Source organism: Vibrio albus (assembly GCF_003144035.1).
GTDB lineage: Bacteria > Pseudomonadota > Gammaproteobacteria > Enterobacterales > Vibrionaceae > Vibrio > Vibrio albus.
The window spans coordinates 105705-131737 of sequence record NZ_QFWT01000002.1 but is presented as its reverse complement, the minus strand read 5'-3'; the positions used below and the strand labels follow the sequence as shown (position 1 = coordinate 131737).

21 protein-coding genes, 1 tRNA gene and 1 pseudogene are annotated in these 26033 nt (G+C 47.7%); 9 read left to right on the top strand and 14 right to left on the bottom strand.

The genetic code is table 11. From position 1 onward, the window contains the following. Positions 1-82: 82 nt before the first annotated feature. On the top strand, positions 83-361 hold the full coding sequence (locus tag DI392_RS04210) for a YcgL domain-containing protein (RefSeq protein ID WP_109318661.1): 279 nt from the start codon (positions 83-85) through the stop codon (positions 359-361). A 104-nt stretch (positions 362-465) separates the two neighbouring features. Continuing rightward, positions 466-1404, top strand: coding sequence for a lytic murein transglycosylase (locus DI392_RS04205; RefSeq protein WP_425445681.1), 939 nt, complete (start codon positions 466-468; stop codon positions 1402-1404). 82 nt (positions 1405-1486) lie between these two features. Here DI392_RS04205 and folD read toward each other — a convergent pair whose 3' ends face one another. Next, positions 1487-2347: a bifunctional methylenetetrahydrofolate dehydrogenase/methenyltetrahydrofolate cyclohydrolase FolD gene (folD, locus tag DI392_RS04200; protein WP_109318659.1), complete on the bottom strand. Its 861-nt coding sequence runs from the start codon at positions 2345-2347 to the stop codon at positions 1487-1489. Positions 2348-2546: 199 nt separating this feature from the next. Here folD and DI392_RS04195 point away from each other — a divergent pair. Beyond that, positions 2547-2623 (top strand) — tRNA-Arg (locus tag DI392_RS04195). Positions 2624-2761: 138 nt separating this feature from the next. On the opposite strand, the gene DI392_RS04190 is transcribed toward DI392_RS04195, so the two are convergent. Beyond that, the gene (locus DI392_RS04190; protein WP_109318658.1) at positions 2762-3118 is read right to left on the bottom strand and encodes a YibL family ribosome-associated protein; all 357 of its coding nucleotides are present in this window, start codon (positions 3116-3118) and stop codon (positions 2762-2764) included. Positions 3119-3462: 344 nt separating this feature from the next. On the opposite strand from DI392_RS04190, the gene DI392_RS19560 reads away from it, so the two are divergent. Further along, positions 3463-5253 carry a thrombospondin type 3 repeat-containing protein gene (locus tag DI392_RS19560; protein ID WP_181388357.1) on the top strand — a complete coding sequence of 597 codons (1791 nt, stop codon included), beginning with the start codon at positions 3463-3465 and terminating at the stop codon, positions 5251-5253. A gap of 112 nt (positions 5254-5365) precedes the next feature. On the opposite strand, the gene cowN is transcribed toward DI392_RS19560, so the two are convergent. The 5 genes from cowN to DI392_RS04160 all read right to left on the bottom strand — a co-directional run bounded on the left by cowN (position 5366) and on the right by DI392_RS04160 (position 9325). Continuing rightward, positions 5366-5668, bottom strand: coding sequence for a N(2)-fixation sustaining protein CowN (cowN, locus tag DI392_RS04180; RefSeq protein WP_109318657.1), 303 nt, complete (start codon positions 5666-5668; stop codon positions 5366-5368). 88 nt (positions 5669-5756) lie between these two features. After that, a complete protein-coding gene (locus DI392_RS04175) occupies positions 5757-6395 on the bottom strand; it encodes a Crp/Fnr family transcriptional regulator (RefSeq protein WP_109318656.1) in 639 nt (212 codons plus the stop codon). 199 nt (positions 6396-6594) lie between these two features. Continuing rightward, positions 6595-7359: a Fe(3+) dicitrate ABC transporter ATP-binding protein FecE gene (gene fecE / locus DI392_RS04170; protein ID WP_109318655.1), complete on the bottom strand. Its 765-nt coding sequence runs from the start codon at positions 7357-7359 to the stop codon at positions 6595-6597. Next, positions 7359-8327 (bottom strand): FecCD family ABC transporter permease, encoded by a 969-nt coding sequence (locus DI392_RS04165; protein ID WP_109318654.1) that lies wholly within the window; start codon positions 8325-8327, stop codon positions 7359-7361. Before DI392_RS04165 ends, fecE begins: the two co-directional genes overlap by 1 nt. Then, positions 8324-9325 carry a FecCD family ABC transporter permease gene (locus DI392_RS04160; protein ID WP_109318653.1) on the bottom strand — a complete coding sequence of 334 codons (1002 nt, stop codon included), beginning with the start codon at positions 9323-9325 and terminating at the stop codon, positions 8324-8326. Before DI392_RS04160 ends, DI392_RS04165 begins: the two co-directional genes overlap by 4 nt. Positions 9326-9491: 166 nt before the next feature. Here DI392_RS04160 and DI392_RS04155 point away from each other — a divergent pair, with 166 nt between their 5' ends. Both DI392_RS04155 and DI392_RS04150 read left to right on the top strand, forming a co-directional pair. Beyond that, the gene (locus DI392_RS04155) at positions 9492-11618 is read left to right on the top strand and encodes a TonB-dependent siderophore receptor (protein WP_109318652.1); all 2127 of its coding nucleotides are present in this window, start codon (positions 9492-9494) and stop codon (positions 11616-11618) included. Further along, positions 11618-12529: a Fe(3+) dicitrate ABC transporter substrate-binding protein gene (locus tag DI392_RS04150; RefSeq protein WP_109318651.1), complete on the top strand. Its 912-nt coding sequence runs from the start codon at positions 11618-11620 to the stop codon at positions 12527-12529. The genes DI392_RS04155 and DI392_RS04150 overlap by 1 nt, the downstream gene beginning before the upstream one ends. A gap of 66 nt (positions 12530-12595) precedes the next feature. Here the strand turns inward: DI392_RS04150 and DI392_RS04145 are convergent, their stop codons facing one another. The 5 genes from DI392_RS04145 to DI392_RS04125 all read right to left on the bottom strand — a co-directional run bounded on the left by DI392_RS04145 (position 12596) and on the right by DI392_RS04125 (position 18231). After that, positions 12596-14242 (bottom strand): methyl-accepting chemotaxis protein, encoded by a 1647-nt coding sequence (locus tag DI392_RS04145; protein WP_109318650.1) that lies wholly within the window; start codon positions 14240-14242, stop codon positions 12596-12598. Positions 14243-14574: 332 nt separating this feature from the next. Continuing rightward, a complete protein-coding gene (locus tag DI392_RS04140; protein WP_109318649.1) occupies positions 14575-14799 on the bottom strand; it encodes a hypothetical protein in 225 nt (74 codons plus the stop codon). Between the two features lie 338 nt (positions 14800-15137). Beyond that, the gene (locus DI392_RS04135) at positions 15138-16799 is read right to left on the bottom strand and encodes a putative transporter (protein ID WP_109318648.1); all 1662 of its coding nucleotides are present in this window, start codon (positions 16797-16799) and stop codon (positions 15138-15140) included. A 236-nt stretch (positions 16800-17035) separates the two neighbouring features. After that, entirely contained in the window at positions 17036-17983 is a 948-nt protein-coding gene (locus tag DI392_RS04130; protein ID WP_109318647.1) for a substrate-binding periplasmic protein, read from the bottom strand. Positions 17984-18063: 80 nt separating this feature from the next. Then, entirely contained in the window at positions 18064-18231 is a 168-nt protein-coding gene (locus tag DI392_RS04125; protein WP_181388371.1) for a hypothetical protein, read from the bottom strand. 256 nt (positions 18232-18487) lie between these two features. On the opposite strand from DI392_RS04125, the gene DI392_RS04120 reads away from it, so the two are divergent. From DI392_RS04120 to DI392_RS19905, 3 genes and pseudogenes are all read left to right on the top strand, one after another. Beyond that, the gene (locus DI392_RS04120) at positions 18488-19510 is read left to right on the top strand and encodes an adenosine deaminase (protein WP_109318645.1); all 1023 of its coding nucleotides are present in this window, start codon (positions 18488-18490) and stop codon (positions 19508-19510) included. Between the two features lie 164 nt (positions 19511-19674). After that, positions 19675-21225, top strand: a pseudogene (locus DI392_RS04115) (methyl-accepting chemotaxis protein); the annotation flags it as partial. Positions 21226-21309: 84 nt separating this feature from the next. Further along, a complete protein-coding gene (locus DI392_RS19905) occupies positions 21310-21432 on the top strand; it encodes a hypothetical protein (RefSeq protein ID WP_281259817.1) in 123 nt (40 codons plus the stop codon). Between the two features lie 122 nt (positions 21433-21554). Here the strand turns inward: DI392_RS19905 and DI392_RS04110 are convergent, their stop codons facing one another. Next, on the bottom strand, positions 21555-24689 hold the full coding sequence (locus tag DI392_RS04110; RefSeq protein WP_109318643.1) for an efflux RND transporter permease subunit: 3135 nt from the start codon (positions 24687-24689) through the stop codon (positions 21555-21557). Beyond that, on the bottom strand, positions 24686-26008 hold the full coding sequence (locus DI392_RS04105; RefSeq protein WP_109318642.1) for an efflux RND transporter periplasmic adaptor subunit: 1323 nt from the start codon (positions 26006-26008) through the stop codon (positions 24686-24688). The genes DI392_RS04110 and DI392_RS04105 overlap by 4 nt, the downstream gene beginning before the upstream one ends. Positions 26009-26033: the final 25 nt, after the last annotated feature.

Genomic DNA, 26033 nt, shown 5'->3' with positions numbered 1-26033 from the left:
GGTATAAATGTCACTAAAGTGTCTAAAACTGAAACTTTTTTGTTTAAAAAATAACCGAAGGCTATAGCTGGCAAGGTCTAATATGTTGTGTTCTATTTATAAAAGTACCGTTAAAGATGGGGCGTACCTGTATGTTCCGAATCGGGATAACTTCACTGAGGTTCCGGAGGAACTGTTGAAAATGTTTGGGAAGCCGGTTTTTGTCATGATGATTAAACTCGACGGGCGTAAACTGGCTCAAGTTGATGTCAATAATGTACAGGCATCCATTCAGGAACAAGGTTTTTTTCTACAGCTACCGCCGCCGCCAGAAAATGTTCTGGAGCAGTTTAAAGATATGCAGGCGGCAAGGGATGATTAAAACCCCAAATATGATCCGGTAAACAAACAACTATAATTAAGTAGGCCGGATGTCTTAAGGAGAAAGTATTGAAAGCATTAATTACGTTGCTGTTGGGGGCGGGGATCTCTGTGAATGCACTGGCTGCGAAGCCCGAGTTCACGGATTATATCACCACCTTAAAACAGGAAGCTCGTCAGTTAGGCATCTCTGAGCAGACGTTGGAGAAAGCATTTGCCAACGTGAGTTACAAGCCGAGGGCTGTGAAAGCAGACCGAAATCAGCCAGAGAAAAAGCTAACTCTGGACGAATATCTGGTGAAAGCCTTGCCAGAGTGGAGAGTGAAACAGGCTAAAAACCTTTACACCAAGCATTACCGCGAGCTACAGCGTGTTGGTAAATTGTATGGTGTTCAGCCGAGATTTATTGTGGCTTTATGGGGGATTGAGAGCAGCTTTGGTAAGCTTACCGGGGGATATAACATTATCGATGCACTATCCACCTTGGCCTATGATGGACGTCGGGAAGCGTTTTTCCGCCAGGAAACCATGGCGGCGCTGACTATTCTGGAACAGGGGCATATTCAGGTCGAAGAGATGAAAGGATCCTGGGCCGGAGCCATGGGACAGTGTCAGTTTATGCCTAGTTCGTTCTTGAGCTTTGCCCAGGATGGGAATGGTGATGGCCGAAAAGATATCTGGGATACAGAGTCAGATGTTTTTGCATCGGCAGCTAATTACCTGAAGCAGTCGGGTTGGGATGATAATTATACCTGGGGCAGGGAAGTTCAGGTTCCGGATTCTATTTCGGATGCGATGGTTGGTCGACAGCAAGACAAAGCGAAGAAGCTTCAGGAGTGGAATCGCCTTGGTGTGCGTAAAACGAATGGTCGTCCGTTGCCAAAGCTGGACAAAGATATTGATGCGTGGCTGATTATGCCCGACGACAGAAATGGACGAGCTTATCTCATCTATAACAATTATCAGGTGCTGATGAAGTGGAATCGTTCTTATTACTTTGGTCTGGCTGTCAGCAGGTTGGCTGATCGGATCAAAGAAGACTAAGAAAAGAAAAAGCCACCGGTAAACTTATCACCAGTGGCTTTTGTTGATTTGCTTTATAAGTTATCTGCTTTTAGAGCAGGGATTAACTCATTTTGTCATATTGCTCGCAGGCAATCATGGTGTTCTCAATTAATGTGGCTACCGTCATAGGACCCACGCCTCCAGGAACTGGAGTGATAAAGCTGGCTTTCTCTTTTGCTACATCAAACTCTACGTCCCCAACCAGTTTACCGGTTTCCAGACGGTTGATGCCGACATCGATCACGACTGCATCTTCTTTAACCCAGTTACCCGGAATAAAGTTAGGTTTACCAACGGCGACAATCAGTACATCAGCCTGACGGACAAAAGCTTCAAGGTCATGAGTAAATCGGTGACAGGTTGTTGTCGTACAGCCGGCCAGTAGCAGTTCCATCGTCATAGGACGGCCCACAATATTAGAGGCTCCGACAACAACCGCATGTTTACCACGCAACTCTATATTATAACGCTCCATTAAGGTCATGATGCCTTTCGGTGTACATGAGCGAAGCTTTGGTATGCGCTGGCAAAGACGGCCAACATTATAGGGGTGGAAACCATCGACGTCTTTTTCCGGGTGAATTCTCTCCAGCACTTTTGTGCTGTCAATACCGGCTGGCAGAGGAAGCTGAACGAGAATGCCATCGATTCCCTTGTCATCATTCAATTGATCAACCAGGTCGAGCAGATCCTGTTCAGTTGCTGTTGCAGGAAGGTCATAAGATTTAGATACAAAACCGACTTCGTCACAGGCTTTACGTTTACTACCGACATAGACTTGAGATGCTGGGTCTTCACCCACCAGAATAACGGCTAACCCCGGAGCTCTCAGCCCCGCATCCGTACGGGATTTTACCCGTGCAGCAACTTCCGAACGAACAGTCTGTGAGATTAATTTTCCATCAATGTTTTGTGCAGTCATAGTATCCCTGAATGCCTGAGTAGCGAAGAGTGCGGGCATTGTCGCAAAAATCAGGGGGAATATCTATTGGCAAACGTTTGCATTGATTCTGAAATAGGCATTTATTTTAGCTGTGCTTTCTTTTTGTTCATTCAAATGGCGATGTTAGAGAAAGTCGTTGACCTGCCAGGCTTAACTCGTATAATTCAAACCCATCAGCGCGCCCTTAGCTCAGCTGGATAGAGCACCTGCCTTCTAAGCAGGTGGTCACAGGTTCGAATCCTGTAGGGCGTGCCATTATTTTTAAGGCCTTAGCATCGATGATGCTAAGGCCTTTTTCGTTTTATTTATAGTCAGTTTATTGATAGTTAGTTTATTTATAGATAAGCAGGCTGGCAGGTTAAGGGTAGTTGATCTCACCCTAACCTGAAACTCTTAAAATTGACGCGGAGCAAATCCGGTCATAACCTCAAGGCGAAGGGCTTTACCCAGTTTAGTCATCGGGTGAACCACGACCAATCCTCTAACTGATTTTTTCAGTTTTCCTAAATCTGCCTGTTCAGCTTTGGTTATTTCACGATTGAACGGCATGTCTGACAACTTCTTACGTTCTTTATTCAGCTCGTATTCTTGTTTCCCTTTAAGAGAGTTAACCTGTTTGGTCAGACTCTCAACTTCATCCGTAAACTTGCTGATCATCTCATTATCGCCACGAGATTTTGCTACTGCCAGTTTGTGTTTACATTTGTCTAATCGGTTGTTGAGTTGTTGGGACTGGGTTTTGTTACTCATGGATAATGACTCTCACTTATTTGCTAGGCGCGAAGTGTACCACAAATTTATGAACCATATAGGGTGATTCCTTTTTGTTGTATGTAGACAAAAATACGTGGTGAATACTCTGATTATTTCCTTAAATAAACTTTCGTAGCAATCAGTGTAATGAATAAGAGGCATGCATTATCTTTTGATTCTAAACGGAAAGTTAACCTGTAGTTGCTAATGTTGACCAGTCTCACTATCAAGACGATTTGTCTTTTCTTGTTGACCTATAAATGACTTAACCGTTGTACTCGACGGTTGTCGATAGGAAGCAAGTCAGACTTAACAAACCATATGCATCAAGGAATTTAATGATGGAAAAGTCAACTAATCACCGAGATAGCAGAAGACGCAGTATATACAAACCCTCTCTATTGGCTATCTCTCTCGGGTTGCTGATAAATTCAACCGCGTATGCCCTACCAATAACACATACCATTACCCACTCAGATGTTGACTGGACATCTGCCGGGGTTGCAGGGGTAGGTACCGTTGGTGTCGGCGACATTACGGTTTCCGGAGTTAGCGGGACTGTAGAGAAGGCTTACTTATACTGGCAGGGTATTTCTTCTACTGGCTACAATAATCCGGACGTGACGATTAATGGCAACCCGGTTACCGGGGTCAATATCGGGGACTCGTCAACTAACTGTTGGGGCGCTGGGTCCAGTTCAGCCTATAGGGCCGATGTAACGGATTTCGTTACTGGGGATGGCCTTTATGTTATCGAAGGGCTGGCTTCCGAAGTCGGGTATGACGCTAATGGGGCATCCATTATTGTTATTTTTGATGATGGCAACAGCGCGAACAATCGTGATGTCGTTATTTTTGAAGGGAATGACTCTAATCAACCGCAGGGATACCCAGGGGAAGACTTGGGGTGGCACGCGTCATTATCGCCAATCCAGTACGGTGGTGGAGATGCATTTGCTGAGATGCATCTAGGAGATGGCCAGTCTGCTTCAGATGGCTCTCTCGACTTTGTTACGGACAATGGTGCTTTAACGGTAAATGATACCGCAGCCTTATATGACGGTAACTCATTACCATCAATGGGACACAGCCGCTCAGGAGGCGGAGGGCTTTGGGATATCCATAATTTGAATATCACGGGTGCGTTTGGAGCCATTAGTGATACGGTAACTTTGGATATTGATGGTTTATACCCCTCCTCAGACTGTCTTGCTTTAGTCACTTTTGTGTTGGATCTTGAACCGGGCAGCGCTCCGCCTCCGGAGGGCAGTGAATGGCTCATGAAAGATATCATCAGTGGTCCGGATTTGGATGCCGATGAGAATATCGACCTGGCGGTAGAGGTCGGTCAGCTCTTTTCCAAAGAGTATGAATTTACCATCAGCTACTCAAATCCTGGTGGCCCGGCCGTGTTAATTGAAGATGCGGTTCCGGCTGAATGGGATGCGTCATTCTCTACTGATGGAGATGTCGTTCTAGATGATGATGGCAGAGCGGTTCTGGCATCGGCCAATAAAAAGCAAAATGGCAAGAGTGCAACGCTTCTCGACTGGATGCCTGATGAAACTCAGGATGAGTCTTCCGTAACCATTACTGCTCTGACCCGCCAGCATAAAAGCCGGAATAACAGGAAATATGCCCCAACGTCCTGTGGTGCTCTGATGCTTAATGACGGCGCAGCGGCGTTCGAGTTAGATCCTGCAACCGGTATGCCGATGACCGATGAGTTTGGAGAGAAATTGCCTCCAATTATGGAATCTAACCAGCTTTGTCTTGTTGCGGTGAAAGATCTGAATGGTGAGGGTATTGTCCGTGACGGTAGTGGTGATGAAGATGGCGATGGCCTGTCAGATATCGAAGAAGCCTGTGGTATCGTTCAGACCGATCCGTGTCTGTCGGATACTGATGGAGATGGCTTGTCAGATTCAGAAGAGTTAGCTATCGGTACCGATCCTCTCAATGCGGATACTGACGGAGATGGCGTGTCAGATGGTGATGATGTTGCCCCATTAGATCCATGTTCTCCAGATCCTCTTGCAGAGGCATGTGTGGCAGTACAACCAACCGTGTTGTCAGTGACAAGTGAGCTTGCTCCTGTTGCCGTGAGTAATGGACAAGGTGCTGTTGAATAGAAATCACACTGGAAATATGGATTAATATACTCAAAAGGAGAGCTTTATGTCGAAGCTCTCCTTTTTTATTATGCATATAGTGTTTATAGGCCGATGATTGTACTGTGACAAATCAAAAACAGTCACTTTCAAGCTTATCTAATAAATCCAGCCCCTGTTGATCATTATGGGCTTCGAGAAAATCCCGGATATAGTAGACATTGCTGTGCAGGAGATACTGCGCATCTGGGATATGGCCCTGGTTTGCCCTCATCTGTTCTGCTTTTTGCTTGAACTGTTCCCAGAAAGCATTAGCACCACCTTTATCAATATGAGAGATAATTCTGTCTAACATCTCCTCATTCTGTTCTTTATCGCGGTCCTGATACTCGTTTTTTTCAAATAAACTGGACGTCCGGTAATCTACACTGCCCATAACGCTGTCCTTGCTATTGTTGATGAATAGAAACAGTGTATGGGCTGCCGGGGACGATGTCTGTCAGGTACCTGACAGTTGGTGAATATTATAGGTTGGCTATCTGCTCAAGGTTGCGGGGTGAGTAAATCAGCAGCTTGCCCCGTCCTTCTCTTTTTATAATGTCTTCTTTTTGTAAGTCAGATATCAGGCTGGATAGTGTCTGGCGAGAGGTTCCGATAACCTGAGCCAACTGTTCTGTCGTCAACGGTAACGTCACCAAGATATTGTGCTTATTTTTCTGATCTTCCGGTATCTGCCCCAGTAAAAAGCCGGCAAATCTTGCTTTTACATCACGAAAAGCCAGGTTTTCTATCGTATCGATACAGCCGGATAAGGTGGTAGATAATACCCGGGTCATGGCACCCATCATTTGAGGGTGTTGATGCAAACGCTGTGAAAATGTCTGTAAATCACAACTTTTAATATCAGACTCTTCCATCGCTTCGACAAAAGCGCGGGTATGAGTACAGTAGATATCCCCGGGATTTAGCAGCGCTAAGGTAAAGATTTTCTCCCCATAAGAAAGAAACACCTTTAGCCGCCCGCTTGTCAGATAGAATACCCGGTTATTGTCGTCCTGAGGGTAACTCAGCATTTCACCGCTTTTTAAACGTCGGGAGCGAAACCCATCCACAAGGCTGTCTATATGGTTATCTGGTTTTGTACCATGATTTGAGCACTTCATAACGATTACCTATTACGGCTGTCTGTTCCCTGCATCATGCACAAAATGACAAAGCGACAAGGAAAATAGGATAAACGCATAGAACAGCAAAATATAAGCCTGATGTAACCCATTGATTTATAATGTGGGATAAAGTCGAAGTGTCAGTTTTATAACAAATCAGACAAACAACTTTTTCGCTCAATGTGCGTCATTTATGTCAGTAAGCGATGCACATAGGCGTATCGGCGATTGGATCCTGAATAACCGTTGCATTCAGAGAAAAAACATGACGGAGTAACTCTTCATTGAATACGGCTTTAGGTTCCCCCTGAGCAACCAGCTTACCTTCTTTCAGTACCACAAGATGATCACAGTAACGGCAAGCCTGATTCAGGTCGTGCAGGACGACGATAACCGTTTTGCCTTTGTTATTCATCTCCCGCATCAGTTTCATCAACTCAATCTGGTGGGAGAGGTCCAGATAGGTGGTAGGCTCGTCCAGCATAACGATACTCGTGTCCTGTGCCAGCACCATAGCTATCCAGGCTCGCTGTCTCTGTCCGCCAGAAAGGGAGTCAACAGACTGATTTGCCAGGTCATTGACGCCTGTTTCCTGCATCGCCTGCATGACTATCTGGCTGTCTTCCTGACTGAGTTTTCCCCAGTGTGAGAGGTAGGGAGAACGCCCGTACTCAACCAGACGTCGCACTGAAACACCTTCAGGGGCAACGAGTACCTGGGGCAGTAGTGACAGTTCTTTGGCCAGTTCTTTATCTCTGAACCTACCTAAAGGCTTGTTATCCAGCAGCACTTCTCCTGAGGTGACTTTGTTTATGCGTGCTAAGGCTTTGAGCAGCGTTGATTTGCCACAGCCATTAGGACCGATAAGGGCTGTGATCTTACCTTTCGGCAGGGTCAGAGTCAGATCGTCGATGATAGTATTATCACCGTATGACACAGAGATATTTTTTGCAGAAATCATTACCAGCCCTTATAGCGTTGCAGTAAAAAAATAAAATAAGGTGCGCCAATCAGAGACGTCAGTACCCCGGCCGGCAATTCAAGAGGAGGGTGAATGCTTCTGGCAAGGGTGTCAGAAATGAGCACCATCAGGCCGCCCAGAAGCGCGGCACCCGGCACCAGTAGTTTATGATGATGTCCGAACAACATCCTGGCTAAGTGAGGGGCCAGAAGCCCAACAAAGCTGATGGTGCCGCATACAGAAACGCTGATACTGGCGAGAATGACAGAGCTAATCAGTGCCAGAAGCTGAACCCTGGAAGGGGTAATACCAAGAGAAGTCGCACTGTCCTCGTCAATACCCATAATATCCAGCCGCCAGGCAAGTCGGAAGGCGAACGGCAGCATGATGGCAAGCGTTACCCAGATGTAGGGGACTTGTTCCCAGTTGCGCCCCCATAAGCTGCCTGTTAACCACACCATAGCGGTATTAATCTCTATCGGGCTGACGATCATAAGAAAATCTATCCCGCTAGAGAGAAACGCACTGATAGATATGCCGATAAGGGCGAGCTTTGCCGGTGTGGGGCGGGTATTATAAGCAATAAGCAGAATCACAGCGGCTGCACCCAACCCCCCGGCTAAGGCACATAATGGCAGCATATATAGTGGGGCTTCAGGATACAGAACCAGTAATGCGGTTGCAGCCAGCCCTGCTCCTGCGCTGATGCCCATCAAATCCGGAGAAGCCAGCGGGTTTCGAATCACCCCCTGAACTAAAGCCCCTGACAGGCCAAGCCCGGCACCCACGCCGACAGCCAGCACTATTCTCGGAAGCCGGTATTGGTTAACAATGAATTCTGATTCCCCGCCATGCAGCAGAGTGGTAATGATCTCATGGACAGGCAGGGATGATGCACCGATAAATAAGCCAGAGCCACTTATCGCAACAACAGCAAAGCTCAGGAACAGGAGTTTCAGATGGTTCATGCTGACTGACTCCGAATTGCGAGAAATATAAAACAAGGCGTTCCAATTAAGGCAGTAATGATGCCGACAGGGGTCTCTGCGGGAAAGGCTATTGCCCGGGACAGAGCGTCCGCCCAGCAAATAAGGCTGGCCCCCAAAAGGGCACTGACCGGCAGCAGAATATAATAATTGCTGCTAACGATTCTTCTGGCTATGTGAGGCACAAGCAGACCCACAAAGCCGATCGGCCCGGCGACAGCCACACTTGAGGCGGTCAGTAAAACTATTGCCAGGCAAGTGACAAGCCGGGTTTGCCAGATATTAACCCCTAAGCTCACAGCAACATCATTACCCAGAGCCAGCAAGTTAAGATTTCGGGCGACATATAGTGCCAATAACAGGCCTGTCAGACTAGTCGGCCAGAGATGATGCCACTGCTGCCAGTCAATACTGGACAGAGAACCCGCCAGCCAGTTCATCACGCTATAAGCTTTGTCGTCGGCAAGAATCACAGCAGCTCGGGTGACCCCGGCCAGTAACGCATTGACTGCGATGCCGGCCAGTACCAGTTTCAGAGGATTTGGCCGGGGAGAGAAAAATCCACCCAGCAGCATAACGATACCACCGCTAAGAACACCGCCTGCAGCTGCCGTCACAATGCCCGGTAAATCGTCGAGTACTGACACGCCGATACCGGATAGAGCCATCAGGCAGGCTGCACCTGAGTTGATGCCCAGAACAGACGGCGAGGCCAGGGCGTTACGAGTTATCCCCTGCATTAACACCCCGGAAACGGCGATATTGGCCCCGATGAGCATTCCGGCCAGAACTCGTGGAGCTCGTATTGTGGAAAGTATCTGTTGTTCGATGCTGTTTTCGTTAAATGCAAACAGGTACCCGGACAGGTGTTCAGCGCTTAGGGGAAATCCTGACCAGGCAGTCATGGAGTAGTAATAGCCGGTAAGCAGCAGCAAAGGAAGAGCAAAACAGATTAGTCTGGTGTTGAAGCGAGTATGCATATGAAGTCGTTAATATTACTGCTGGATATTTAACAGTAGATTCTAAAGTAAAATTATTTCTTGTAATGATAACGCGAATAATTATCATGTCCACCCGCAACAAGAAAATAATATGCAGTTATTACTGCAAATAATGGACTTATAATTACCACATACGAGTTAATTTATGAAATTTGCTGCAAACCCCATCACTCAGAGTCTTATTGTATTTCTGGGTCTGAATTCTTATGCGCTTGCTCAGGACAATAACCAGGATGCTGCTTCCGTTGAAGACGAGACTCTGGTTATTGTTGGTCAACAAAACTCATACTTAAATCCGGCGGTTAGCACAGCAACAAAAACGGATATTGATCCGCAGGATGTTCCACTGACCGTCAATACGGTTAACCAGCAATTTTTACAGGACATTCGAGCCGAGACTCTGGATGATGCCTATGGCTACACGACGGGACTGTCTCGTTCTGGTGTGAATGCCGACAGTTTTACCTTACGGGGAATGCCCGCTGATCTAAACAGCATTCAGGTTAATGGCCTGCCGGGGCTTGCTTCCCGTTTTGGCTCTCCGACAACGGCCAACGTAGAGCGCGTTGAGATCCTAAAGGGACCCGCTTCTATCATGTATGGTCAGATCCAGCCCGGCGGTTTGATCAATATCGTCACCAAAAAGCCGCAAGAGGAAGCCTCGGTCAGCTACGATATTTCAGCTCAGTCTTTTGCGACGGATGTCAGTGAATTTGGCGAAGATAATGGCGTTACCGGAACGATTGATGCGACAGGCCCGCTTAATGCGAGTAAAACCTGGCTGTACCGTGTGATTGTCAGCAGTGAAGACACGGATTCATACCGGGATGATGGGGACAGTCAGAACCACTATCTCTTCCCGACTCTGACCTATCGTCCTTCTGAATTAACCGAACTGACGTTTGGCCTTGAGCTTCAGTCTGAAAAACGGGTGGCGGATAACGGGCTGGCGGCACTGAATAACGACATTGATCAGGTTGCTCCCATGGATACCCACTATCAGTCTGCTGATGATACAGATGAAGATGAAGGCACGGTGGCTTTTGTTACCTTTAATACTGCGCTGAACAGTAACTTCGATTTTACGGTGGACTGGCGCAGTGTCTGGCACGAAGATGAGCGTGAACTGCATGAGTCACGTAGTGTGAACAGTACCGCTCAGGAAGTTAACGTCCGCGATCGTGACCAGCTCAACAAACGTGAGTACCACTTTATTGATGTGCGAACTACAGGCAGCGTCTGGACAAATGATATTGAACATCAGGTGTTGCTTGGTGCCAACGTGGGCCTGGAGAAACGGGATTTCTTACGCGAGACTTATGCCACTGACGGCGTTGATTTTTATAGCCCAGAGGCTCTGACGACACGTGATGAAAGTGCTTATAAAAAGAACCATCGCATTACCGAATACACCAACTATGGGCTGTATGCACAGGATACCATTTATCTGACCAGCAACTGGACGGTGATGGGCGGGCTTCGTTATACCCGTCAGGATGTGGATTTCGACTTTGTTAGTAAAAATACGACAGATACTCAGTCCAGTGATGCATGGGTTTCCCAGGTGGGGGTGGTGTACAAGATCACCGATGGCACCTCTCTTTACGCCAGCTATGGTGAGAGCTTTAATCCTAACAGTGTTGAAAAGAAAGATGCGAATGATGACCCGTTTGATCCAGAAGAAGGGCGTCAGTACGAAGTGGGGACCAAGACGACTATCTTTAACGACAAAACCAGTCTGACCCTTGCTTATTTCGATATCAATAAATCGAATATTGTGCAGAAAAACAGCGACGGCGATTACGAACTGCTGGGGGAAGTGCAAAGTAACGGGGTTGAAGCTGAACTGTTAGCCATGCCGGTGGATAACTGGCAGATTAAGTTTGGCTATGCGTATGTCGATTCCCGAATTACCGATAATCCGGATGAAAATATTGAAGGTAATCGTACACCGCTGACGGCTTATCATGATGCTTACTTCTGGACCAAATATAACTTTCCGTATCAGATTGCGGGTGGCGTAGTAGGGACTACTCTGGGGGCAAACTATGAGAGTGCCCGCTATACCGATGACGATAAAACCTCTCGTGTGGAATTACCAGAATACGTGACGGTCGATATCGGTGTGCACTATGACGTTAAAGATTACCGGGTATCGCTGAATGTAGAGAACCTGTTGGATGAATGGTACTACGTGGGTGGTTCGGGTAGCAGCCGTTTGTATACCGGCGATCCGCGTAACGTCACTCTGAGCTTCTCCGGTAAATTCTGATGAAGCGGTTTCTGAAGTATATCTGCTGCTTCGCCCTGTTATTTGCGCTGGGAAGTGTCCCGGCGCAAGCTGAGCGCGTCATAAAGCATGAACTGGGTACGCTGACACTGACTGGCACACCAAGCCGGATCGTAGTGCTGGAGTACTCTTTTGTCGATGCGCTGGCTGCCATCGGTGTCTCTCCGTTTGGGGTGGCCGATGATCAGGATCCTGAGCGGCTTCTCCCTCAGGTGCGTTCTTTAATAAAGCCATGGACATCGGTGGGAATGCGCTCTCAGCCAAATCTGGAGGTGATTGCCCGGCTCAAGCCGGATCTGATTATCGCTGACGCATACCGCCATAAAGTGAGCTATCGGGAACTGTCAAAAATTGCCCCGACTCTGTTGTTAAAAAGTAGGGGAGAGAGTTATCAGGAAAGTCTCCAGTCAGCATCAGTTATCGGCCGCGCGCTGAACAAAGAGAAGGAAATGAATGCACGTATTGCCCGGCACAAGGCATTCATGCAAGGGTATCGCCACAAGTTTGACGGAAAAGATATCACGGTTCAGTTTGCGAATGTAAATGACAGAGGCATGTGGTTTCACGGCCCGCGGTCTTATACCGGCAGTCTGCTGGAATTTTTGGGTTTACATTCCGCTGTTCCTGAGCTGAAGTCCAGCCACCTGATGGAAGTGAATCTTGAGGTGCTGCTGAAAACCAATCCGGACTGGTTATTCTACGGCAGAACAAAGCCGGTAACCGTGCTGGAAAGTTGGCAGAACAGCCCGTTATTTAACTTGCTGAAAATCAGCCAGCCTGATCAGGCTGTGACTGTTTCGCATAAGCTCTGGTCTCTTAACCGGGGAATGCTGGCGGCAGAGGGGATTGCCCGGGAACTGGATACCTACCTCAACAGAAATATCAAAAGCTGATAGAAAAACAGCCCGGCAATAGGGCTGTTTCTCTGATTGCGATGCTATCAGGAGATGAAAACCGGCTTATAACTTAAAGTTGCCCACCAGTTTATCCAGTTCCGATGACAAGTGTCTGAGGCTGGCACTGGACTGGTTTAGTTGCTCGGCAATGTCTGTGGTCTCGGTAGTGATCTGGTTTATTTCTTCTACATTGCGGTTGATATCTTCTACCACACTGGATTGCTCTTCAGTCGCGGTTGCAACCTGAATATTCTGATCACTAATTTGACCGATATGGCTGTTAATCTGTTCCAGTGAGTGACTGGCGTTTTCGGCATACTCTACGACCAGGTTACTCTGAGTCCGGCCTTTTTCCATCGCATCTACCGCTCGTTTGGATTCGGTCTGGAGCTTATCGATAATCTGCTGAATTTCTTCTGTCGAATCAGCAGAGCGGCTGGCCAGTGTCCGTACTTCATCTGCAACAACGGCAAAACCACGCCCCTGTTCACCAGCACGGGCCGCCTCAATAGCTGCATTTAATGCTAATAAGTTCGTTTGATCAGAAATATTGCGAATCGTATCCAGAGTCGCGCTAATATCATCCACCTGTTTTGCCAGAGATACGATGACGTCCGTTGCTTCTTCAAGCTCAACAGACAGTTCATCTATCTGGTCACGTGCTTGTCCAACCACTTGTTTACCGTCACTGGAACGGTGCGTTGCTTCATTGGCGACTTCTGCTGCTTGTGAAGCATTGGATGCTATCTGAGTTACCGTTGCGCCAAGTTCATGGATTGCGGTGGCAACCTGAACCGTTCGGTCACGCTGTGTCGTACAGTTGCTTTGGGTGTGGTGAGCCCGGTCTGACACATTATGAGCCATGAGGGCAAGTTCTCGCGAGTTTTCTGCAACTTGATTAATGGCGCGATGAATTTTCTCCATAAAGAGATTAAAGCTATCTCCGATTTCCGTTAGCTCATCCTTCCCTCCAAGGTTGATACGGGTACTGAGAGATAGCTCTCCGGCTGCACGGGTTATGGTATCGCGCAAAAAACTTACCCGGCGACGCAGGTTGAACACAATAAGAGAAGAGATCACGAAGGAAATGATCAGCCCAATGCCGATTATCACCATCTGTGTGTTTCTGCCATCCGTATAGCTATCCGCGCTGGTTTGATTTTGTCGTTCAGCTTGTTCCAGTAATATTTCGAGTATAGCGTTGGCTTCTTTACGCATGACACCATAGCTTTTAGCGTATTTATCACGATAGATCTGTTGAGCGGTGGCAAGATCGTGGCTGTTGAGAGCCTCCAGCATTGGCGTCAGCTCGTTACTGACAACGGATTCAAACTTATCAAACAGTTTCTGTACTCTGGTTTTCAGTTCCGGGTTTACTTGTGAGTCAACGGCAAAGGTCATGGCTTCCCGCATCTCTGGGATGTCTTCGGTTCGTGTTTCCATTACGCGGGTTTTAATGCCTTTTTCATCACGCAGAGCCGTTTCCTGTAAGAGCATCATATCAATACCTACCCGCATACGTGGAATGCGAGAGGCTGCTTCGGCCATCGCCCGCATCGGAGCGGCTGTATTCAGGTACAGCTCTTCAGTTTGTAAGGCGATACGAGACATGGCATTAAGACTGGAAAGCCCCACAAAAATCAAAGCAATACATGGAATGGCAACAGTAATAACTAGACGGTTTTTCAGGGTAAGGCTATTGATAAGCATGCTGCTATCCTTTTTAACAACGTTATACAGTCATCAGACGGCAGAGAAAGGGCTTTTATTAAGTAGGGTTTAACCGCAATGACCGGACTAATATGTAAGAAATTATTGTGACATGGCGTGTATAGCAAACGAAGGCGGGATTGGCGGTTTATTTTGTATATGGGAATTATGTCGTAATTCCTTATAAATTATATGTTTTTTAACGGTGTATAATACCGTTTATGTCCATCCCATGGTTTTCCATATGTGGTAAAAACAGACATTGTCAGGTGGTTTAGGTATATCAGTAGAGGCAGGACAATACATACGGTACCCGCCTCACAGGTAGGAGATTACCATTTATCACTTACCCAGCCCCCGGCATGTGGATCATAATGGTGACCGGCAAAGCGGTGTTTGAGATTCATGTCTTTATCGTTGTCTTTATTTTTATTGGTTTTCTTTTCCATTAATTGTTGAATAAACCGTACCATCGGGTCGCTACATGTTCGGCGTTCGCATGTTTTTACACTTTCCTTAATTAACTGCAAACGATAAGTCTTACTGTTTCTTCTCATGTGGCATACCTCTGTGGTGGTTGAATAATGATTAACCATAGAAGTGGATCCTGAACCCGTCAAATAAGATTATAATACTATTAATGTGAGTATTTCTGGTGTTTTATTCTTATTTCTGGTGTCGTTGAATAACAACAAAAACAGTAACCTATTATTATATCGGATATTATTAAGGACAATTTTTTGAGAGGGTTTCTATATCTGTCAGCAATGATGGTCAGATATATTATGTCTCGTGAATAAGAAAAGTGAAAAAAATTTTATTTTCTTCGGGATTGTTATTTTTCTGTCTTAAAAGTACCGGAACCGATCCATGTCGGTCCCGGCATAGATATCCGTTATCCTCCAGCCCAAAGTAAAATAGCCAGTAACTGAGGAAGCAGAATTCGCAGACACATAACCAGTGGATAGACGGTCGCATAGGATAGCGCAGAGGCCCCGCATGTGCTGTGTAATCCATTGGCAAATGCCAGAGCTGGTGGATCAGTCATCGAGCCGGCGAGCATTCCGCACAGAGTGAGGTAATTCAGGCCACCAACAACCCGGGCAATGATACCCACGGTAAGCAGTGGAATTAATGTAATAAAGACACCGTATCCCATCCAGCTAAGCCCATCGCCATTAACCAGAGTGTCGACGAAACCACCACCTGATTTCAGGCCTACTACCGCCAGGAACAGCACTATCCCTATCTCCCTTAACGCTAGGTTGGCGCTGGGAGGCATAAACCAGTACAAACGACCAATACTGCCAATTCTGGATAAAATCAGCGCGACAATCAGAGGGCCACCAGCTAATCCCAGCTTGATCGCAGCAGGCAGTCCGGGCAGGTAGAACGGGACGGAACCAAGCAGAACGCCGAGTCCGATGCCGAGGAAGACTGGCAGCATCTGAACCTGATTCAGCTTTTGTTTTGCATTGCCAACTGAGCCGCTGACGGCTTCTATGGCCTCAATCCGTCCGACCAGGTTCAGAATATCACCGAACTGCAGGCTGGTTTCGCTACTGGGAACCAGCTCAACACCTGAGCGGTTAAGGCGGGAAACCACCACATCGTATTTTTCTTTTAGTCCCAGATCGCCGAGTTTTTTACCAAGCACGGCTTCGTTTGTCACCACCAGGCGCTGCGACTTCATGTCCGTTCCCTTGGTGGATAAGCTGGCATTGACTTCTTCCCCGATAACCAGCTGCGCTTTTTTCAGGGCCTTCTGATCACCAACTAAATGCAGGTAGTCATTTAAGTCGACTCTGGTATCGGCTTTGGGAACAATGAGCTCATCACCACGCTTGAGGCGAGAGCAAATAATATTACCTTCGGTCAGGTCAGGAATATCTGAGAGCGTAAGACCTATCAGGTTCGGGTTTTTCAGCACGACATTTTTGGTCAGCAGCCCTTCTTTTTTCTGGCCGCTGCTGATTTCAAATTGATCCGCCTCTTTGTCGACATTGACTTTAAAGAACAGCCTGAGTAACCACATAGTGAGCAGAATGCCGCAGATACCAAAAGGGTAGGCGACGGCATAGCCCATACCGGTGAGCCCAAGCATGTCTCCTCCGAGCCCAAGCTCTCCTAAAATTTGCTGCCCGGCTCCCAAGGATGGAGTGTTGGTAACGGCTCCGGAGAATATGCCCAGAATAACCGGTAGCGGAACGTCAAACAGGTGATAAATGGCCACGGTGACGACACCGCCTAGCAACACAATGAGAGCTGCGAAGGCATTCAGTTTCAGGCCTGAGCTACGCAGTGAAGAGAAAAAGCCGGGACCGACCTGAATCCCTATCGTATACACGAAAAGAATAAGGCCGAATTCCTGAATAAAATGTAAGGTATGCATATCCAGCTCAAGCTGCAGGATTTGTGCATAATGTCCGACGATAAGGCCGCCGAACAACACTCCTCCGATACCTAAACCGACACCGCGTATCCGCCAGTTTCCTATCCATAATCCCAGCACTGCTACCAGCGATAAAAGGCTAATAGAGAGTGCGATAGTACTCATAAGCCAACCTCCAGAAAGTAATTAGAATTCTTTTCCGCATTCGTTGCTTTGTCTGAACCGGGTTATTTTTATTGGGTATTTGCTGTCATTCCCGGTAATGCGATTAATTTTATATGGAAAGAGTATTGCCATTTATAAGCAAAGACTTAAGGTGTCTGTGTGGGTTATGTGCGGAAGAGCAAATAAAATTTCTGAAAAGCGAGCTTTAGATCAGATAATGGTATTTCATGGGGAAATCAGTCGTTCGGTTCAAGCAGGTTATACCAGAGATCCTCGCGATCAAATGGGATATTGTCTGGGAGAAAAGGGTTCTCTAGCTGAAACACTTTCCATGGGTGGGAGTGGAGTAACTCGATATCCTTATGGTTATATTTGAAAAAGACACGATCAAATGTTCCGTCTTTTATCATTATATTCAGGCCTCTTTCTATTCGGTCTGCCAGAGCCTTATTGTCTTTGTTTACAAAGAAAAACTTCGGTAGCGGGTAGTATAAAAGAATAGAATTTTGTATCACCATATCCGGGTATTGGTAAGACCTTTTTTCCAGTTCATCATAGATTTCATTAATACCTCGGGGAAAAAAGTCAAACCGCCCCGACATCAGCATCTTAAACATGCCCTCGTAGGTTGAGCCTTTGATGACTTTAAAATTATTCTGACGCAATATGTCCGCGTCTACCCAGGTTGCGCCTTGCCCGGCGGTGAACTGTTGTAACTCTTCTTTACTGGAGATGGAAGAAAATACGTTCTGGTTCGCCTTATCAATCAGCAGAAGCCGGTATCCCAGAATGCCTTTTCTTAATGGGATAGGAATGGAACGTAAGGCGTCTTCTCGTTTTTTGGTTGTGGAGGCCCAGATAACATTGGGGCCTCTCCCTTGTACTATCTCGTAGCGGAAACGGTCCGGATTCATCCTAAGATCGGTAGGACGAAGTGTGAACGGACCGTCAGTGACTTCTGTTTTCTCCAGAGCCAGACGGAGTATCTCAATAAAGTCGTTATCTCTTGTATCGAAAGCGGACTGTGCCGGAGGATAAATAACCTCCGTTATAGGGTGGCTGATGACCTTATCGGATCCAGATAACGGAACATCTGTGCTGTCTGCATGAGAGATAAAAGTAAGCCCGGAAAGCAGAGCGAACAGTATGAGATAGAAGTAACGTCGGTAAGAATAAGGATACATGTCAGGCAATCATCTACAGGCAAACGAAACAGCTACTTTATATATAGCCATGATCGTCGTAGGTTACCACAGATACAGGTTTAGTTATCCTCTCTGGCTTTTACCGTTTTACCTTGTTTCACCATCATCATCCAGAAATCGCAGGCTTCCCGGTCGGCTTTCGTTGGGTGACCCCAGGCTCCGCAGAGGTCTGTTGCCTTTCCTGGCTGTCGTTCAAATTGGCGGCAGTTACCACAACACTTTTTCATAAACATATCCATGATAAGTTGATTAGCGGGCAGTGTGCCTAAATTCGTCTCTGGATTAACTGATATGTATCAATTTCAGAATAAAAGAGTGCGCAAATGAAACAGGCCGTTAACCTTTATGCTTAAGCGCTATAACGGTATGGCTGTTTATTACGCTGTTACCTCGCTAGCCTGTGGTATCCGGAGTAATTTTCTTGTTTTTACAGAGAGTTGTTCTCTATACTGAAGAAAAGTGGTTCAAAAGGACATGTGATTTATGAAAGCATTTATTCAAACTCTGCCAAAAGTAGAACTCCATCTGCATATTGAAGGCTCTTTAGAGCCAGAATTGATGTTTGAGCTGGCAAAACGCAATCAAATCGAGATCCCTTTTGATTCGCCAGAACAGGTACGCGAAGCGTATCAGTTTGAAAACTTACAGTCCTTTCTGGATATCTATTATCAGGGAGCGAATGTTCTGGTCACTGAGCAGGATTTTTACGATCTGACCTGGGCCTACCTACAGCGCTGCAAAGCGGATAATGTCATCCATACCGAAATCTTTTTTGATCCTCAGACGCATACTCAACGAGGCATCGCTTTTGAAACGGTGATTAATGGTATCTATGGCGCTCTGAAACAAGGCGAATCTGAACTGGGTATATCCAGTCAGATCATTATGTGCTTCCTGCGTCACCTGGACGAAGATGATGCCTTTAAAACTCTGGAACAGGCGCTGCCATACAAAGACAAGATAATCGGTGTCGGGCTGGACTCTTCCGAGCAGGGTAATCCGCCGGAAAAATTTGCGGGTGTATTTAAAAAAGCCCTGGCGGAAGGATTTAAGACGGTCGCTCACGCGGGTGAAGAAGGCCCGGCCCAGAACATTATTGATGCCGAAGAGATGCTGGGAGTCAGCCGGATAGATCATGGTGTGCGCTGTACGGAAGACCGGAAATTGGTGCAGGAGCTGGTGAAAACCCGTATGCCGCTGACGGTCTGCCCTCTGTCTAATATCAAACTTAAGGTGTTTGAAGACATGTCACAGCACAATATCGTGGATCTACTCCGGAAAGGGTTGTGCGTCACCATCAATTCCGATGATCCGGCCTATTTTGGCGGTTATATGAATGATAACTTCCTCGCGGTTGCTGAGGCCCACCCCATCACGGATGAAGAAGCGGCGCAATTTACCTATAACGCGATTGAAGCCAGCTTTATTCCCGATGAGAAAAAAGCGCTTATGCGTGAATTAGTTACAGACTATGTGTTCCATTATCCCTATGAGATAACCTCCTGAGATAAACTGATCACATATTGCGACCTCATGGTTTTGCAAAAAATGAGATGTTTGTTCCAGCGGATTGATTGTATATTTACCGCTCTACCTGGAGAGGGGGTAAGTATATAATGAAAAATAATCAGCCAGTCACACAGAAGGAACAGCGTTTTCTCAGTTCAGAAGATTTGGTCTCAGTGACCGATTTAGATGGGAAAATTAAGTACATTAATGATGCATTTCTGTCGATCAGCGGGTTCACTAAAAAGGAATTGATCGGTCAGGATCACCATATCGTCAGGCATCCGGATATGCCGCCGGCAGCCTTTGCTGACTTATGGAAAACCGTGCGTACCGGTGAGCCCTGGCGGGGCATGGTCAAAAACCGCTGTAAGAATGGTGACTATTATTGGGTGGATGCCTTTGTCACCCCGATAATACGATCTGGTACTGTGATCGGTTATCAGTCGGTGCGTTCAGAACCTTCCCGGAGCCGGGTTGCGGAAGCTGAAGCCCTGTACGCCAAAATGCGTGCAAACCCTTCTATGCGATTACCCAAACTGCCTTTAGTCAGGCGTATCACTCATAAGCAGGTGATGACGATAGCATCGCTGATCAATCTGATCACGCTCGCGGCGGTAATGGCATTAAGCCTGCCGTCTTCTCCGATTCTAAGTTCATTGCTGATCATCCCAGCGTTGATGACAGTCTTTCTCTGGTGGCGAACGACGACGGGTATTCTGAAGCCTCTGGTGTACATCCGGGAGAGGTTACGGGATCTGTCCAGTGGCAATTACAACCAGCCCATTGAACTGAACCGGATGGATGAAATCGGCCGTTGTCTGGCTGGTGTCAAGTTGGTTCAGGCCCGCAATAAAACCATTCTGGGACAAGTGATCAAATCCAGCCAGGACCTGATAGATTCTGCGGAAGAGCTGTCTTCTACCAGCCAGTCTATGCTGACCAATATGCAGGTTCAGTCAAGTCACACAGAGCAAGTTGCGACAGCAATGAATGAAATGAGTGCAACGGTGAAAGAAGTGTCCGGAAACGCTCAGAATTCTTCAGATAAAACCACCGACGCACATAATACTGTTTTGGAAGGCGACAATGTCGTAACAAACGCTTTGTACGCGATGGAAGCCTTTTCTCAGGAGCTGAAAAAAACAACACTGCAAATGAATACCCTATCGACTGAAAGTGAGCAGATCAGTCAAATAACGGATGTGATTAGTGACATTGCGGATCAGACGAATCTGCTGGCTTTGAACGCGGCGATTGAAGCGGCCCGCGCCGGAGAACAGGGCCGGGGCTTTGCTGTTGTAGCCGATGAGGTGAGAAACCTGGCTCAGCGCACGCAGGGAGCAACTCAGGAGATCCGTACCATGCTGGATGCATTATCATCAGGTATTCAGCAATCAGCTTCGACCATTGAAACCAACAATGATGAGGCGCAGCAGACGCTGAAGAAAGTCGCTTCATCAAAAGAGATTTTTGCCGAGATAGCGGGTGATATGACGATGATTAATGACATGAGCATTCAGATAGCCACTGCTGCTGAAGAACAGAGTCAGGTCGCTGTGGATATGAGCCGTAATATAGAGAGCATCAGTGAACAGGCTAACCTGACGGAGCAGGATGCAAACCGTTTGCAGAAAAGAGCGGTCACTATCAATGATAATGCGATTCATCTGCAGGACCTGTTAAGTGATTTTGACCTAGGAATTGAAAAATAACCTTTTATTTTCATTTGGTTACAGTTACAGGGAGTAGCGCAACAGGATAGTCTGTAGGAGGTCACAAACCTTGAGGAGGCCGGAATGAAATATGTGTTACTTTTAGTGTGTACGCTGGTTTTAGCCGGATGCTGTAACGGTACCGGACCGGGGCCGGGCGCTTCGGCTAATAATCACGAAATGCCGTCAGTTGAAGACATGGTGTAGGTAGCTGAGTGACATTGATAACCAGTAAACTTTGATTACAAGGTTACGTTGAGCACACACCCAAGAATAAAGAGGATGGACTTGCGCCACCCTCTTTTTTATCTGCTAAAGGTTCCTGCCGGCTATGAGGTTTCAGATTTCAGATGCTTTTCCTGTTGTGGTAACCGGTTAATGCCAAGATCGTCCAGAATCATAAACATGCACGGTACCACAATGGATGCCAGCAGTGTCGCGGATATCAGCCCAAAGGCAATACTGGCAACGAGCGGGATCAGAAACTGCGCCTGAGTACTGGTTTCCGTCAACAGTGGCAGCAAGCCGGCAAACGTAGTCAGCGAGGTGATAAAAATAGCCCTGAACCGGTCATGAACGGCATCGGTGCATGCTTTGAGCAGGCTACTGCCCTGTGCTACGTGCTCTTTGATAAAATGAACCAGCAGAATATTATCGTTTACCACAATACCTGCAAGGGTGGCAAAACCAACCAGACTAGGAATAGTCAAATCCAGACCCAGCCCAAGGTGCCCCAGTACCACCCCAATCCATGCCATCGGTATTGCCAGTAATACCGCAAACGGCTGGCTGTAGCTCTGAAACAAGAACGTAAGGATTAAATAAATACCGATGATGCCCAGAGCAAAAAAGGTCAGCAGGGAAGTGCCGGTGTCTGCACTTTCTTTATCCTGCCCCTGAGATACAAAGCTGACGTCCGGAAAGCGTTGTTTACTGTTGGGTACAAAATCCTGATAGAACGTCTGCATAATATCCCGTGCGTTAGCGACGGTGGTATTGATGTTCCCCTGCACGGTGACGGTATTCAGTCCGTTAACCCGGTTGATACGAGAGAAAGCCAGCCTCTGCTCAAAATCTGCCACGCTGGATAGCGGCACCAGGCGGCCATTCGATGCGGTAACGGCGAGATCATTCAGCCCTTGAATACTTCCCTGGTGGGTAAATTCATCCAGTCTCACCGAGATGTCGACAACGTCACCGTTCTGAAATACCGTCAGGTCAGTGCTGCCCCGGATGGCACTTCGTAATGTCTGAGCGACCTGAGCTGCACTCACCCCCATCACACCGGCCTCATCCCGGAGCCTGACGTGAATTTCAGAGCGTCCGTACCGCAGATCATCCGAGAGGTTAAATACGCCATCGAAATTTTTCAGCCATTTCTGCAGCGAGCGGCTCACGGTTTTCAGTGTCTTAAGATCCGCGCCCTGAATCCGGATATCAATGCCATTACCGGCGATACCTCTTTCCTTATCGGTAAACTTCAGCGCAATCACATCGGCGACCGGGCCGGTTTTCTTCTTCCATTCCTGCACCAGCTTTTTGATACTGACCTGACGGAACTGAGCCGGTAACAGATCAGCGCTGACCGTGGCAAGGTGTGGGCCGGATTCTTTGGCATCCACATTGGTGTTGTACATAATGGTCTGGCTGTTAATTAAAGGGGGAGAATCCGGGTAATCGGCGGCATATTCTGTGTTGATCTCATCCAGAGCGGCAGTGATTTTCGCCACGACTTCTTCTGTTCGGGACAATAGGGTGCCCTGAGGAAGCAGTACCCGGGCCTGAAGCGTGTCGCTCTCAAGAGCGGGCATCGCTTTGAATTTAAGTAACCCGGCTGGTATGGATGCTGTCACAGCCAGCACCAGCATCAGCAATATGCCTATAGACAGATAAGGCGTTTTTACCGTTTTAGAGGCAACCGGCACGATAACCCGGTTCCGCACCGCTTCAAATCCGCGGATAAACCGGCTTCTTAATGGGTTTGGTGCCGTATTCTGGTGGCTGTGGCTGTGGCTGTGGCTGTGGCTGAGGTGGGCAGGCAGGATCAAAAAAGCTTCAAACAGGCTGACCAGCAGGGTGATCAACAGGATAATCGGGATATAACGCAATACTTCTCCCATCTTTCCGCTCAGGAACATCAGCGGGCCGATGACCATCATAGTGGTGGCAAAAGAGGCGATGACACCGGGGAGCACCTGTTTTGTGCCCTGAATAGCCGAGTCAATGGCGGACAGACCGGACTGACGTTTTGCGGCGATATTTTCCGCAATGATCAGGGAGTCATCCATTAACAGGCCGATGGCGACAATCATCCCCACCATGGTCATCATATTGATGGTGTATCCCAACATATACATCGCAAACACCGAGCCGAGAAAGGATACCGGCAGGCCCATGGTCACCCAGAAACTAAAGCGAATATTAAAGAACACCCACATCACCAGAAATGCCAGCAGTAGCCCCTGGAGTCCATTACTGGTTAGGATACGCAGCCGCTCTTTAATATTGATGCTGACATCCTGAGAAATATGCAGTGACACGCCTTCTGGCGCGATTTGCTGTTCTTTCTCCAGTTGTTTCAGGATGGCGTCTTTGACTTTCAGCGAATCCTGAAAATACGTTTTGGATACCTGCAACAGCGCAGCACGCTGCCCGTTAAACAGAATGGCGTCTTCATCCAGAGTAAATTGCTGCGTGACCCGGGCAATGTCCCCCAACTTCAGCTGAGATCCCTGGTCGCTGGTTTTGACGACAATGTTCTTCAACTCTCGTACGTTGTCACCCAGAGTATCGAAGCGGACACTGATTGCTTCCTGCTCACCGGTTAATACCCCCGCCGCCTGGCTGATGCTCTGCTGTTCTATCAGCCGGGTAAGGTCGGAGATACTCAGGCCATATTGCTTCAGTGTCCGGTCGGAGATGCGAACTTCCAGCTCCTGATCGGAGAATCCGTCAATCGTAACCTGAGCGATAAGAGGGTTGCTCTTAAACCGCTGTTTAACCTGTTTGGCGTACTGATACAGATCTGCCGGGGACATATTGCCGGTAATCGCCACACTGGCGACACTGGCGATCCGATCCAGTTTGGTAACACTGGTCTGTTCTACTTTGTCCGGGAAATCATTAATGGCATTGACCTGCTGCTGAATATCTGTCGTCAGCAGATCAATATCTTCACCGGGTGCAATTTCAGCATTGCCAATCGCACTGTTTTCACGGGCATCGCAGGTAAATTCTTTGATTCCGCTGAGTTGGTCAACGGCATCTTCGAGCAGTGGACAGACTTCGCTGGCGACCTCACCGGGAGTGGCTCCGGGGTATGACACTTTTATTTCGATGTCTTTCGTCGGAGTCACCGGAAAGGTGTCTTTCTGTAGTTTAGGCACAGCAAACAGACCCAACAGAAGAATGGCGATCATCAGGACGTTAGCTACGGTTTTGTGCCGGATAAAGTAACTGATCATTGAGCCTCTCCTTGTTTGCCCGCTGGCGGATATCCGGTTACTTTATTCAGCCACGCCACCATCTTTTTATCTGGCTGGGGTTTGAGGCTCATCCCCTCGACAGCCGATGTCAGCTTGCTGAGTACGACAATATCACCCGGGTTAAGTCCGCCCCGAATGACGGCAACCTGATCCTGAATAAAATCAACTGCGACGGTACGTTTTTCCAGTCTTCCTTCGGGAGTGGCCAGATAAACCTGATCATCATGTAAGGCGCTGACCGGAACCAGCATTTGGTTTTTCAGTGCCGGGGCCTTCAGAGTTACCTGGACAAAGGTGTCACGGATAAGAGGAGGTCGTTTACCCGGAATAGCCTGAGCATAAGGTTTATCCACGGTGATAATAATATTCTGGCTTTGGGTCTGGGCATCAAGACGTCCGCCGGAGCGGCTGACTTTTCCCTGCCAGCGGATAATGTTTTCTCCGGCTTTGAGCTCGACGATGGCCTCAAGGCTGGTATGGGCAGAGTTATCGGCTGCACTGTTGCTGCTGACGGCCTGATGCAGAGGACGCATTTTCCCTATCGGAAACTGGGCGTTAATTTCGACAGCATTAATACTGTCCGCCTGTAGCAGCGAGGTGCCTTTGTTGACGTAATCGGCCAGTCCGGTGCGGGTTTCGGTGATCCGGCAGTCAAATGGCGCACGGATAGTCGTGAGTTTGAGATCCCGGTTAGCCAGATCGAGCCGGGTTTTCAGTACCTGCTGTTCAGCCTGGTTAATGGCGAGATTATTCTTCAGTGTCTGTAACTGCTGCTTACTGGTTAGCAGGCTTCTCTGACTTTTCTCTTTTTCGGTACTGGAAATATGTCCGGTTTTACTTAAACGGGTGACTCGTTGTACCTCTGCTTCCTGCAACCGGAAGTCTTGTTCCGCGATACGGATAGAAGCATTTATGGTGTCATCTTTCAGACGGGCAACCTGAAGCTCCGCTTCTAACTGAGCAATAGTGAGCTGGTAGGCTGAAGGATCCAGCTTTAGCAGCGGCTCATCCTGATGGACAATAGCGCCATTTTTAAATTGTTCGGATACCCAGATAACGCGACCGGCGAGCTCTGACTGAGCGTCCCATTCATGTTCCGGCATCGTATGACCATACCCTTTGGCTGTTGGCTGAATAAGCCGGGGGGCCATCTTCAGCACTCTGACCACCTTTTTATTTACTTTAGGTTCGGCTTTGGGGGGCTCGGCTTTCATGCCCGGGGCGAGGGCGAGAAGGATACCGCCTAACAGGAGTGGCGGAATGATCATGGCTCTCTGTTTCCAACTGAATGTCGTCATGTTGTTATGTCCTTATTGACGAAAT

Bases quoted from the DNA above. Each gene is read 5' to 3' on its own strand.
- DI392_RS04155 (WP_109318652.1), top strand. From the start codon at position 9,492: ATGAAATTTGCTGCAAACCCCATCACTCAGAGTCTTATTGTATTTCTG.
- DI392_RS04135 (WP_109318648.1), bottom strand. From the start codon at position 16,799: ATGAGTACTATCGCACTCTCTATTAGCCTTTTATCGCTGGTAGCAGTG.
- DI392_RS04130 (WP_109318647.1), bottom strand. From the start codon at position 17,983: ATGTATCCTTATTCTTACCGACGTTACTTCTATCTCATACTGTTCGCT.
- DI392_RS04120 (WP_109318645.1), top strand. From the start codon at position 18,488: ATGAAAGCATTTATTCAAACTCTGCCAAAAGTAGAACTCCATCTGCAT.
- DI392_RS04210 (WP_109318661.1), top strand. From the start codon at position 83: ATGTTGTGTTCTATTTATAAAAGTACCGTTAAAGATGGGGCGTACCTG.
- DI392_RS19560 (WP_181388357.1), top strand. From the start codon at position 3,463: ATGGAAAAGTCAACTAATCACCGAGATAGCAGAAGACGCAGTATATAC.
- folD (WP_109318659.1), bottom strand. From the start codon at position 2,347: ATGACTGCACAAAACATTGATGGAAAATTAATCTCACAGACTGTTCGT.
- DI392_RS04190 (WP_109318658.1), bottom strand. From the start codon at position 3,118: ATGAGTAACAAAACCCAGTCCCAACAACTCAACAACCGATTAGACAAA.
- DI392_RS04125 (WP_181388371.1), bottom strand. From the start codon at position 18,231: ATGAAAAAGTGTTGTGGTAACTGCCGCCAATTTGAACGACAGCCAGGA.
- cowN (WP_109318657.1), bottom strand. From the start codon at position 5,668: ATGGGCAGTGTAGATTACCGGACGTCCAGTTTATTTGAAAAAAACGAG.
- DI392_RS04150 (WP_109318651.1), top strand. From the start codon at position 11,618: ATGAAGCGGTTTCTGAAGTATATCTGCTGCTTCGCCCTGTTATTTGCG.
- DI392_RS04105 (WP_109318642.1), bottom strand. From the start codon at position 26,008: ATGACGACATTCAGTTGGAAACAGAGAGCCATGATCATTCCGCCACTC.
- DI392_RS04110 (WP_109318643.1), bottom strand. From the start codon at position 24,689: ATGATCAGTTACTTTATCCGGCACAAAACCGTAGCTAACGTCCTGATG.
- DI392_RS04140 (WP_109318649.1), bottom strand. From the start codon at position 14,799: ATGAGAAGAAACAGTAAGACTTATCGTTTGCAGTTAATTAAGGAAAGT.
- DI392_RS04145 (WP_109318650.1), bottom strand. From the start codon at position 14,242: ATGCTTATCAATAGCCTTACCCTGAAAAACCGTCTAGTTATTACTGTT.
- DI392_RS19905 (WP_281259817.1), top strand. From the start codon at position 21,310: ATGAAATATGTGTTACTTTTAGTGTGTACGCTGGTTTTAGCCGGATGC.
- DI392_RS04160 (WP_109318653.1), bottom strand. From the start codon at position 9,325: ATGCATACTCGCTTCAACACCAGACTAATCTGTTTTGCTCTTCCTTTG.
- DI392_RS04165 (WP_109318654.1), bottom strand. From the start codon at position 8,327: ATGAACCATCTGAAACTCCTGTTCCTGAGCTTTGCTGTTGTTGCGATA.
- fecE (WP_109318655.1), bottom strand. From the start codon at position 7,359: ATGATTTCTGCAAAAAATATCTCTGTGTCATACGGTGATAATACTATC.
- DI392_RS04175 (WP_109318656.1), bottom strand. From the start codon at position 6,395: ATGAAGTGCTCAAATCATGGTACAAAACCAGATAACCATATAGACAGC.